Origin of the sequence: Carboxylicivirga sediminis, from assembly GCF_018156225.1 — a bacterium.
Taxonomy (GTDB): Bacteria; Bacteroidota; Bacteroidia; order Bacteroidales; family Marinilabiliaceae; genus Carboxylicivirga; species Carboxylicivirga sediminis.
Genome location: NZ_JAGTAR010000052.1, coordinates 22159 through 31382 on the forward strand (window position 1 = coordinate 22159; position 9224 = coordinate 31382).

The following is a 9224-nucleotide window of genomic DNA, read 5'->3' on the forward strand; positions in this document are numbered from 1 at the left end:
TAATTAACAAGTTTGATGGTCATTAAGCGTATATATCTGGTTGGATTCATGGGAAGCGGCAAGTCGACGCTTGGTAAGCGCCTGCGTACAGAGATTGGCTGGGACTTTCTGGATCTGGACGATTACTTTGAGGAACGCTATCAAATAACTATCAAGCAATATTTTGCCGAATTTGGGGAAGATGCATTCAGGCTGGCCGAGAAGGAGTTATTGCTGGATGTGAGCCAAAAAGAGCGGATAATCATAGCTACCGGTGGAGGAGCACCTTGCTATTTCAATAATATGCAAGTGATGAACGATACTGGTTTAACCATTTACATAAAATTGTCGGTTGAAACACTGGCCGGACGCTTGTGTAGCGCCCGGCAGGTGCGACCATTGGTGGCCGGTAAGTCAGGCACTGAGCTGCATCAATACATCGAAGAAAAACTGCAAGAACGGGATGGCTTTTACAATCAGGCAAAGGTAATTGCCGATGGCGAGGTGCTTGGTGTCGATGGCTTTGTGCGAATTATAAAAGCGTCAGGCGAATTAATGTAGCGTCTTTGGCTTGTCATAGTAAACCTCGGTTTATGTTAGATAATTAGATCTAATTTTAACATTATTTATCTAAAATCATTCTAAAGAAGTAGCAGCTTACCGAATTTGGCTCAATCTTCAGATTTGCTACAGATTTCATTTTTATTTTTGATTCATAAGCTCCGAAAGTGGCTTGAATAAACAAATGAACAAGTAATTCTGAATTGAAGATATGGTCGGTCTAATTGGAATCAGTCACCAAACTGCACTACTCGAAATACGTGAGCAATTGGTAATTACCAAGGAAGAGGTTACCGGTTTGTATGAATACCTGAATCAAAAATGTGATGTGGATGGTATCATGGCATTAAGCACCTGTAACCGCACAGAGCTGTATTACGAAACAGACTGCTCGAAAGTGGAAGATATGGACGAGTATGTTAAAAGTGTGACTGATGCTTATATCGCGTACTTCAAGAAGAATGAAACCATTAAGAAATATTTGTACTCACATGTAGGCCTTAATTGTGCGCGCCACCTATTCCGTGTTGCTACGGGCCTCGATTCATTAATTTTGGGTGAATACCAGATTGTTTCACAACTAAAAGAAGCATTTTCATGGGTGGACAACACGGCTATGGTTGGACCCGAATTAACCAGAATGGTGCATAAGGCGTTTGAAGCCGGTAAACTGGTGCGTACCAAAACTGCTTTAAATAAAGGAGCTGTGTCAGTAAGTTCGGCTGCTGTTGAGCTGGCAAGCAATAAGCTGAATGGCTTTCCAAATGTGAAAGCCCTCACCGTTGGAGCTGGTGAAACTGGTACCATTGTAGCATTGAACCTATCCAAAAAAGGATGTGTTAATAACTGGATAACCAACCGCACCCTTGGTAAAGCTGAACAACTTGCCGACCGTGTACAGGGTGTTGCTTTTCCCTTCGAATCGCACATTGAACAGTTGCTGGCAGTAGATGTAGTGACTTATGCCACCGGTTCATCACGCACGCTATTGACCAAAGAAGTTTTGGCTGATGTGATGCAGAAGCGTGATAATAAGCCGTTATTGGTGTTGGATTTGTGTAGCCCGCGTAATGTAGATGCTGATGCCGGTAAGTTGGAAGGCGTTACTGTTTATGACCTTGATCATATGGAAGAGGTAGTGAAGGCTAACTTTGAAAAACGCAAAGGTAAGCTGCAGGAAGCCGAAGAAATCATTGAAGAAGTATTGGCTGAGTTTGACGATTGGTTGAATGTACGTCGCATGAGTTCGGCTATTAGTGCCATAACGAGTACATTTAAAGATGTAAATTCTCTCGAAGCAAGAAATTATAAGAAAGTTAAAGATGATGTTGAAGCATCGCAAAAGATAAACGAGTATGGTGAACATCTGAGTGCTAAACTGACGCGTATGCTGATTAAGCAGATGAAAATGGTGACCAATGAAGGTCGCGATTCGGAAAAAGTAAAAATACTCGAAGAATTTTTTAACTTTAACTCATAGATATTAAATACAGATGTTTTCATCTGTATTTTTTTAGTTCAGAATCCCTTTAGTATATGAGTAAATCCATTGTCCGTATAGGAACACGAGGTAGTCAGCTGGCATTGTACCAGGCTAACCTGGTTAAGTCAAAGCTTGAACAAGCTATCCCCGATACCACATTTGAGATTGTAATAATCTCCACCAAAGGTGATAAAATACTTGATGTAGCTTTATCCAAAATAGGCGATAAGGGCTTATTCACCAAAGAATTGGAACATGCCTTGTTTAATAATGAAGTAGATATGTGTGTGCACAGCCTGAAGGATCTGCCTACTGTTTTTCCGGAAGGAGCACAGCTGGGAGCTATACTGAAAAGAGCTGAATATAAAGATGCCTGGGTGAGTAAGGATGGACTATCGCTGGAGGAGATGACCGAAGCACATACGGTTGCAACCTCTAGCCTGAGAAGGAAAGCACAAGTACACCGGATTAACCCTAAAGTAAAAGTGGTGGATATACGCGGTAACGTCAATACCCGCCTTAAGAAGATGGAGGACGGTCACTGCGATGCTATGGTGATGGCGGGTGCCGGTTTGATACGTTTGGGTTTTGATGATGTAATTACCAATCTGTTTGAACCCGATTATTTTGTGTCTGCCTGTGGACAAGGTGCCATAGCTGTTGAGATACGAGACAATGATGCGCATATTGAAGCCATTGTAAAAACCTTGCATTGTGAAGAAAGCTATCAACAGATAACAGCCGAAAGAAGCTTTTTGAATGAGCTGGAAGGAGGTTGCCAGATTCCGATTGGGGCCTATGCAAATATTGATGGTGATGATATGCATCTCCTTGGTTTAGTGGCCATGCCCGATGGCTCGCAGGAGTTGCGGGCAGAACTTTCTGGAAAAGCTTGCGATGCCGAAACTATAGGCCGTAAATTGGCTCAACAGATGGCTCAGTCTGGAGCACATGAGATACTCGAAAAAGTAAGGACATTAAATAATCAGTAGCATGGAGCCTTATTCGCAACCCAAAGCCGTTGTATTGACTCATCCGATGGGTAATGATGACTTGTTGTATAATGGTTTAGTGAGCGAAGGAATTGAGGTGGTGTGCGACCCGATGATTGATACCGAGTTGGTAAAATTGGAAGACGATTGCCGACATGAAGTATATACCAGCCGGCGGATTATTTTTACCAGTAAGCGTGGTGTGGAGTATTTCTTTCAGCAAATGAAGCCCGCTGATGTACTGGATAAAAGCTTTATCTGTATTGGTAAAAAAACAGCACAGGTGCTCGAGAGTTATGGGGTAAAGCCCTGGTGGGTATCTGGTGGAAGAACAGCTTCTGACTTAGTTAAAGAATTGCAGCAGGCACATATCCGCCCTGGTGAAAAATGGTTGGGTATGCTGGGCGAATTGGCAGAAAACACGCTTGAAGACGGTCTCAAAGGCGTATGTCATTACCGTCGTTACAATGTGTATCGTACCATCATTGCAGATAAGCAGAATGAACAAACCCTTGTATTACTAAAGGCTCAAGAGCCATTGCTGATAGTGTGTACCAGTCCATCTTGCTTCACCGGATTTATGAATTTATATGGTTCACATATGCATGATCAAGTGGGCTTTGCCTCTATTGGACCTGCCACTACCAAAGTAATGAAAAAACAGAATGTGACACCTGTTGTAACGGCGCGTATGTCAACCTACGAAGGACTTTGGCAAGAAATGAAACTACAATTAAAACCTGAATATCGTTAAAACAAAAACAATTAAATATGGCATTTCCCGATACCCGATTAAGACGATTAAGATACAATAAGATAGTTCGCCACATGGTGACAGAGACGCATTTGCGTGTTGAAGATTTAGTTTATCCATTATTTGTTTGTCCCGGAACTGGCGTAAAAAATCCCATTAGTTCAATGCCGGGCAACTACCAGATGTCTGTAGATGTGTTGGTGGAAGAGTGTAAAATTGCTGTATCAAAAGGTGTTAAGAGTGTATTGCTTTTTGGAATACCTGAACACAAGGATGAGCACGGTCACGTGGCTTGCCAGAGCGATGGGATTGTACAAAAAGCTATTCGTGCTATTAAGGCAGAAATCAATGATATCCTTATAATTGCTGATGTATGTAATTGTGAATACACCACTCATGGTCATTGCGGCACCATTATCGATAACGATGTAGATAATGACAGTACATTGAAAACACTGGCCGACCAGTCTGTGTCATTGGCTGAAGCCGGTGCTGATGTGATCGCACCTAGCGATATGATGGACGGTCGCGTATTGCGCATTCGCGAGGCTCTGGACTTAGCAGGCTACGAAAAGATTCCAATCATGTCCTATGCAGCAAAATATGCATCCGGCTTTTACGGACCTTTCCGTGAAGCTGCCGAGAGCGCTCCACAATTTGGCGACCGCAGCACTTACCAGATGAATCCGGCCAACTCGGATGAAGCAATGCGCGAGATTGCTGCCGATATTGAAGAAGGTGCCGACATTGTAATGGTGAAGCCTGCATTAAGTTACCTCGATATTATTTATCGTACCAAGCATGAGTTTGAAATGCCAACAGCAGCCTACAATGTAAGTGGTGAGTTTAGTATGGTGAAAGCAGCTGGGGAAAAAGACTGGATTGATGAAAAGCGTGTAATGATGGAGGTGCTGCTTTCGATTAAGCGTGCAGGGGCCGATATCATTATTACCTATCATGCATTGGATGCGGCTGATATTTTAAACGGACAGAAATAAAATAAGCCGATGGCTGTTAGCTAATAGCTTTTAAAATATTGTCTGGACATTTGGTCAATCGGCTTGACTCTTATGTCTTATATTCCCGCTACTCGGGATAAACTTTGATACTTAAAAATAATGAACAACAATAATAGCAAGAACGCCTTTCAGAAAGCTCAGGAAGTTATTCCCGGAGGTGTTAATTCACCAGTGCGTGCATTTAAGAGTGTAGGCATCGAACCAATTTTTATCGATAAAGCCAAAGGAACAACCGTGTGGGATATCGATGGCAATGAGTACACTGACTTTGTCGCATCGTGGGGGCCGCTCATTTTAGGCCATGCACATGACGAGGTACTGGAGGCAGTTGCTAATGCCGCTGCCAAAGGAACCAGTTATGGTGCGCCTACGCTAATTGAAACAGAAATGGCTGAGCAAATCGTAAAGATGGTGCCATCCATTGAAAAAGTACGTATGGTTAACTCAGGTACCGAAGCAACTATGAGTGCTATCCGTTTGGCACGTGGTTATACTAAGCGTGAGTTAATTATCAAATTTGCTGGTTGTTACCATGGTCATGGCGATAGCTTTTTGATTAAAGCTGGTTCTGGAGCCATCACCTTAGGTTTACCCGATAGCCCTGGCGTAACCAAAAGTACCGCCAAAGATACCTTAACAGCTGATTACAACAACCTCGACTCGGTAAAACAACTGTTTGATGAGCATAAAGACCAGATTGCAGCGGTAATTGTTGAGCCGGTTGCCGGTAACATGGGTGTGGTGCCTCCTGCAGATGGTTTCCTGCAGGGCTTGCGTGAGCTCACCTGTGATAATGGTGCCCTGTTGATTTTCGATGAGGTAATTACCGGTTTCCGTTTAGCTAAAGGTGGTGCACAGGAGTATTTCAATGTGATGCCCGACTTAACTACTATGGGTAAAATAATTGGTGGTGGACTGCCAGTTGGAGCTTACGGGGGACGCAAAGAGATTATGGACATGCTGGCACCTATTGGGCCGGTTTATCAGGCAGGAACATTGTCGGGTAACCCACTGGCAATGGCAGCCGGGTTAACAGCACTTAAAAAACTGGATGAAACACCAAATGCCTATGAAGATCTGGAGCGTAAAGCGGCTTTTGTAGAGGCAGGACTGCGTCAGAATGCTGAGGATTTGGGCATGAATGTCGTACTCAACCGCGTTGGTTCGATGATGACAGCTTTCTTTACTGATAGTAAACAGGTAACATCGTTTGATGAAGCGATGACTTCAGATACAGCTAAGTATGCTGCCTATTTCAAACAAGCAGTTGAAAGTGGCTTATACATCGCGCCTTCGCAATACGAGTGTTTGTTTATCTCCATGGCGCATACCGAAAAAGATTTGGAGAAACTGATTAAGGGGAATCGTAAAGCTTTAGAAGCAATAAAGTAATAATAGTGCCCGATGCTCAGCGTTAAGTTAATTATGAGCAGGAATCCCATCGCCATACGGCAATTCCCCAAGGTGAAGATTTTTAGTTGAATTCTCCCCTGGGGGAGACGCCCGAAGGGAGAAGGGGAATTACAAAGGTTATCCTGTAAACAAGACTTAAGACTGTGCACTGCGCACCTAGCACTAATTAAGATGAATAATATTTTTTTAGATACAATACACGGAAAGAACACAGAGCGACCGCCAGTGTGGTTTATGCGCCAGGCTGGGCGTGTACTGCCTAATTATCGTGCCTTAAAGGAAAACTATACTTTCTCGGAGCTGATGGAAGATCCAAAGCTTGCTGCCGAAGTAACCCTGATGCCTATTTATGATTTGGGTGTTGACGCGGCTATCTTGTTCTCCGATATCCTGGTGGTACCCGAAGCATTGGGTATGGCATTGAAGTTTACCGAAGCCGGACCCGAATTTGGTGCCCCATTGCATACATTTGCCGATCCGGTGAGCCAGCTCAAGAAGGATATGAGCAAGCTGGATCATGTATATGCTGCCATTGATAAAATCATCGAGACACGTCCTGATGGGAAGCCGTTGATTGGTTTCTGTGGAGGTCTGTTGACCACTTTCTGCTTTATGTTCCGCGATAATGTGCGGGATATTACCTTTAAGAATGCAACTGAGTTCTTGTATAAGGACCGCAAAACAAGTGAGAAAATCATTGATGCTCTGGCTGAAGTGTCTATTGAATATGCTTTGACACAAGCTGACCATGGCGTGGAAGCTTTCCAGCTATTTGAAACCTATGGTGGTTTGTTACCAGAGGATCTGTACCTGGAACTGTTCCTGCCGGCTTCGAAAAAGATTTTGAATGCAGTGCGCGACAAAGGTGTACCAACTATCTATTTCCCTAAAGATTTAGGTAATGGCATCAGAGCCATTGATAAGGATGTTGCTGATTTCGTGGGCATCGACTGGCGTATGAGTCTTCAGCATGCTCGCGATATTGTTGATCCTGAAGTAGGTTTACAGGGTAACCTGGATCCGCGTCTACTTTACGCGCCACAGCCAGAGATTGAGAAAGTGTTGAACGAAACCTATTTACCTTTTGGTCGTGATAACCAGAAGTGGATATTTAACCTGGGTCATGGAATCCTGCCTGATTTGCCTGTTGAGAACGTACAGTTTGTGATTGACTGGGTGAAGTCGGTTGACTGGGGAAGGAAGTAAGAAGATGCATCGGGCTATGGTTATTTACCTGTAGCCCGTTGAACTCTATCTGTTGCATGCTGTTTATCTTTTGAAGCAACCAGTCAGGTTACACTGATATGGAGCAAGCTTTTATAACTAATGTCTTATTACTTGATACGAATAATATGAAATTACAATTTGATAGAAATCTGCTGGAAAAATATAATATAGCCGGGCCGCGATACACAAGCTATCCTCCTGCCACATTTTTCCATGAGGAGTACGGGAATGAGAATTACAAGGAGAGTGTGATTCTATCAAATGACGAAACGCCAGAGAATGTGTCGGTATACGTGCATATTCCGTTTTGTCCGCAGCTTTGTACATTCTGTGGCTGTACCACCTATACAGGTATGGGGCAGAGTACCATTGAAAAGTACATCGATGTGTTGATTAAAGAGATTGAGCTGGTATCGAAAGACGTGTCGAAAGACCGGAAACTGACCCAGGTGCACTGGGGTGGAGGAACGCCCAACGCCATATCAGCCAAGTTGATTCGTAAAGTAACTGATACGATAAAGGCTAATTTCAACTTTGCCGATGAATATGAAATGGCCATGGAATGTAGTCCGGCCTATCTGGATTTTGACATGGTGGATGAGTTGCGTGACATGGGCTTTAATCGTATCAGTCTGGGAGTTCAGGATTTTAAGAAGGAAGTGTTGACGGCCATTAATCGTCGTCCTGCCAAGGTGCCGGTTGGGGAGATGATTGCTTATCTCAAAAAGGTTGGCTTCTCAGGTATTAACATCGATCTGGTGTATGGTTTACCCTTCCAAACACAGGAGAGTTTTCGAGAAACAGTAGCAGAGGCCTTAGCGGCTAATCCGGATCGCCTCGTGACCTTCTCTTATGCGCATATTCCTCAGGTGATTTCGCGTCAACGGATGCTCGAGCAGTATGGATTGCCTACACCTGATGAGAAGATTACCATGCTGGAGGATGCCTACAATATGGCGGTTGAAGCCGGGTATGTGGCCATTGGTATGGACCACTTTGCCAAGCCCGATGATGAGTTTGCTATTGCCTTGGAGCAGAAGAAGCTGCATCGTAACTTCCAGGGGTATTGTACTCGCGAAACCACCGGGCAGGTTTATGGTTTTGGTACCTCAAGCATCAGTCAGCTCTTTAATGCCTATAGCCAGAACGAAAAAACTATTAAGAAGTACATGGAGCGTGTGGAAGCCGATGGCCGTGCCGTGGTGCGTGGCTATCGCCTGAATCAGAAGGAGCAGATCGTTCGCCAGGTAATTAATGAGTTGATGTGTAATTATTACGCTGATTTCAGGCAGATTGCTGCTGATTTTTCGGTTGAAACGGATGAGGTTTATGCGTCTGTTGAGTTTGCTGAGGAGAAGGTGCAGTCGTTCATTGATGATGGTTTGCTGACCATTGAAAACGATGCTTTCACTGTAATTGGTCAGGGCCGTTATGTGATACGTAATATTGCCATGGCTTTCGACCCGGCCCTTAAGCAGGGGAAAGGACAATATTCAAAAACTGTTTAAACACGTGTTCTGAATAACGATAAACTATTCAAGTCAAAATATTATTAACACCAACAAAAAGCTCTCCCTTTGGAGGGCTTTTTTGTTACAATAAGATGATATGCACTATCGATAGGTAGTAACCTGAGTTCGATTAAAATTACAGAGCTCAAAATTTCTTAAATAACTGATTTATAATGCGAATTTCAGAAGTGTAGCGAGCTACGGTGATGAAATTTAAAGCAGTAAATCGATTATTTAAGGAAAAGCTTAGAGTTTCACTTATAAATATTCATTTTCATCGTCATA

General features: G+C 43.5%; 8 protein-coding genes. All 8 read left to right on the plus strand.

The annotated features are described in order from the left end of the window. Nucleotides 1–15: 15 nt before the first annotated feature. The 8 genes from KDU71_RS21535 to hemN all read left to right on the plus strand — a co-directional run bounded on the left by KDU71_RS21535 (nt 16) and on the right by hemN (nt 8936). The gene (locus KDU71_RS21535) at nt 16–540 is read left to right on the plus strand and encodes a shikimate kinase (RefSeq protein WP_212193193.1); all 525 of its coding nucleotides are present in this window, start codon (nt 16–18) and stop codon (nt 538–540) included. A 211-nt stretch (nt 541–751) separates the two neighbouring features. Continuing rightward, nucleotides 752–2020 carry a glutamyl-tRNA reductase gene (gene hemA / locus KDU71_RS21540; protein WP_212193194.1) on the plus strand — a complete coding sequence of 423 codons (1269 nt, stop codon included), beginning with the start codon at nt 752–754 and terminating at the stop codon, nt 2018–2020. Nucleotides 2021–2076: 56 nt separating this feature from the next. After that, entirely contained in the window at nt 2077–3015 is a 939-nt protein-coding gene (gene hemC, locus KDU71_RS21545; RefSeq protein ID WP_212193195.1) for a hydroxymethylbilane synthase, read from the plus strand. Nucleotide 3016: 1 nt separating this feature from the next. Continuing rightward, nucleotides 3017–3769, plus strand: a complete 753-nt coding sequence (locus KDU71_RS21550) for a uroporphyrinogen-III synthase (RefSeq protein WP_212193196.1) — start codon at nt 3017–3019, stop codon at nt 3767–3769. 17 nt (nt 3770–3786) lie between these two features. Continuing rightward, nucleotides 3787–4767 carry a porphobilinogen synthase gene (hemB, locus tag KDU71_RS21555; protein ID WP_212193197.1) on the plus strand — a complete coding sequence of 327 codons (981 nt, stop codon included), beginning with the start codon at nt 3787–3789 and terminating at the stop codon, nt 4765–4767. A gap of 120 nt (nt 4768–4887) precedes the next feature. Further along, on the plus strand, nt 4888–6180 hold the full coding sequence (gene hemL / locus KDU71_RS21560) for a glutamate-1-semialdehyde 2,1-aminomutase (RefSeq protein WP_212193198.1): 1293 nt from the start codon (nt 4888–4890) through the stop codon (nt 6178–6180). Nucleotides 6181–6372: 192 nt separating this feature from the next. Continuing rightward, nucleotides 6373–7407 carry a uroporphyrinogen decarboxylase gene (gene hemE / locus KDU71_RS21565; RefSeq protein WP_212193199.1) on the plus strand — a complete coding sequence of 345 codons (1035 nt, stop codon included), beginning with the start codon at nt 6373–6375 and terminating at the stop codon, nt 7405–7407. A 146-nt stretch (nt 7408–7553) separates the two neighbouring features. Then, nucleotides 7554–8936 carry an oxygen-independent coproporphyrinogen III oxidase gene (hemN, locus tag KDU71_RS21570; protein ID WP_212193200.1) on the plus strand — a complete coding sequence of 461 codons (1383 nt, stop codon included), beginning with the start codon at nt 7554–7556 and terminating at the stop codon, nt 8934–8936. Nucleotides 8937–9224: the final 288 nt, after the last annotated feature.

Bases quoted from the DNA above. Each gene is read 5' to 3' on its own strand.
- hemB (WP_212193197.1), top strand. From the start codon at position 3,787: ATGGCATTTCCCGATACCCGATTAAGACGATTAAGATACAATAAGATA.
- KDU71_RS21550 (WP_212193196.1), top strand. From the start codon at position 3,017: ATGGAGCCTTATTCGCAACCCAAAGCCGTTGTATTGACTCATCCGATG.
- hemN (WP_212193200.1), top strand. From the start codon at position 7,554: ATGAAATTACAATTTGATAGAAATCTGCTGGAAAAATATAATATAGCC.
- KDU71_RS21535 (WP_212193193.1), top strand. From the start codon at position 16: ATGGTCATTAAGCGTATATATCTGGTTGGATTCATGGGAAGCGGCAAG.
- hemA (WP_212193194.1), top strand. From the start codon at position 752: ATGGTCGGTCTAATTGGAATCAGTCACCAAACTGCACTACTCGAAATA.
- hemE (WP_212193199.1), top strand. From the start codon at position 6,373: ATGAATAATATTTTTTTAGATACAATACACGGAAAGAACACAGAGCGA.
- hemL (WP_212193198.1), top strand. From the start codon at position 4,888: ATGAACAACAATAATAGCAAGAACGCCTTTCAGAAAGCTCAGGAAGTT.
- hemC (WP_212193195.1), top strand. From the start codon at position 2,077: ATGAGTAAATCCATTGTCCGTATAGGAACACGAGGTAGTCAGCTGGCA.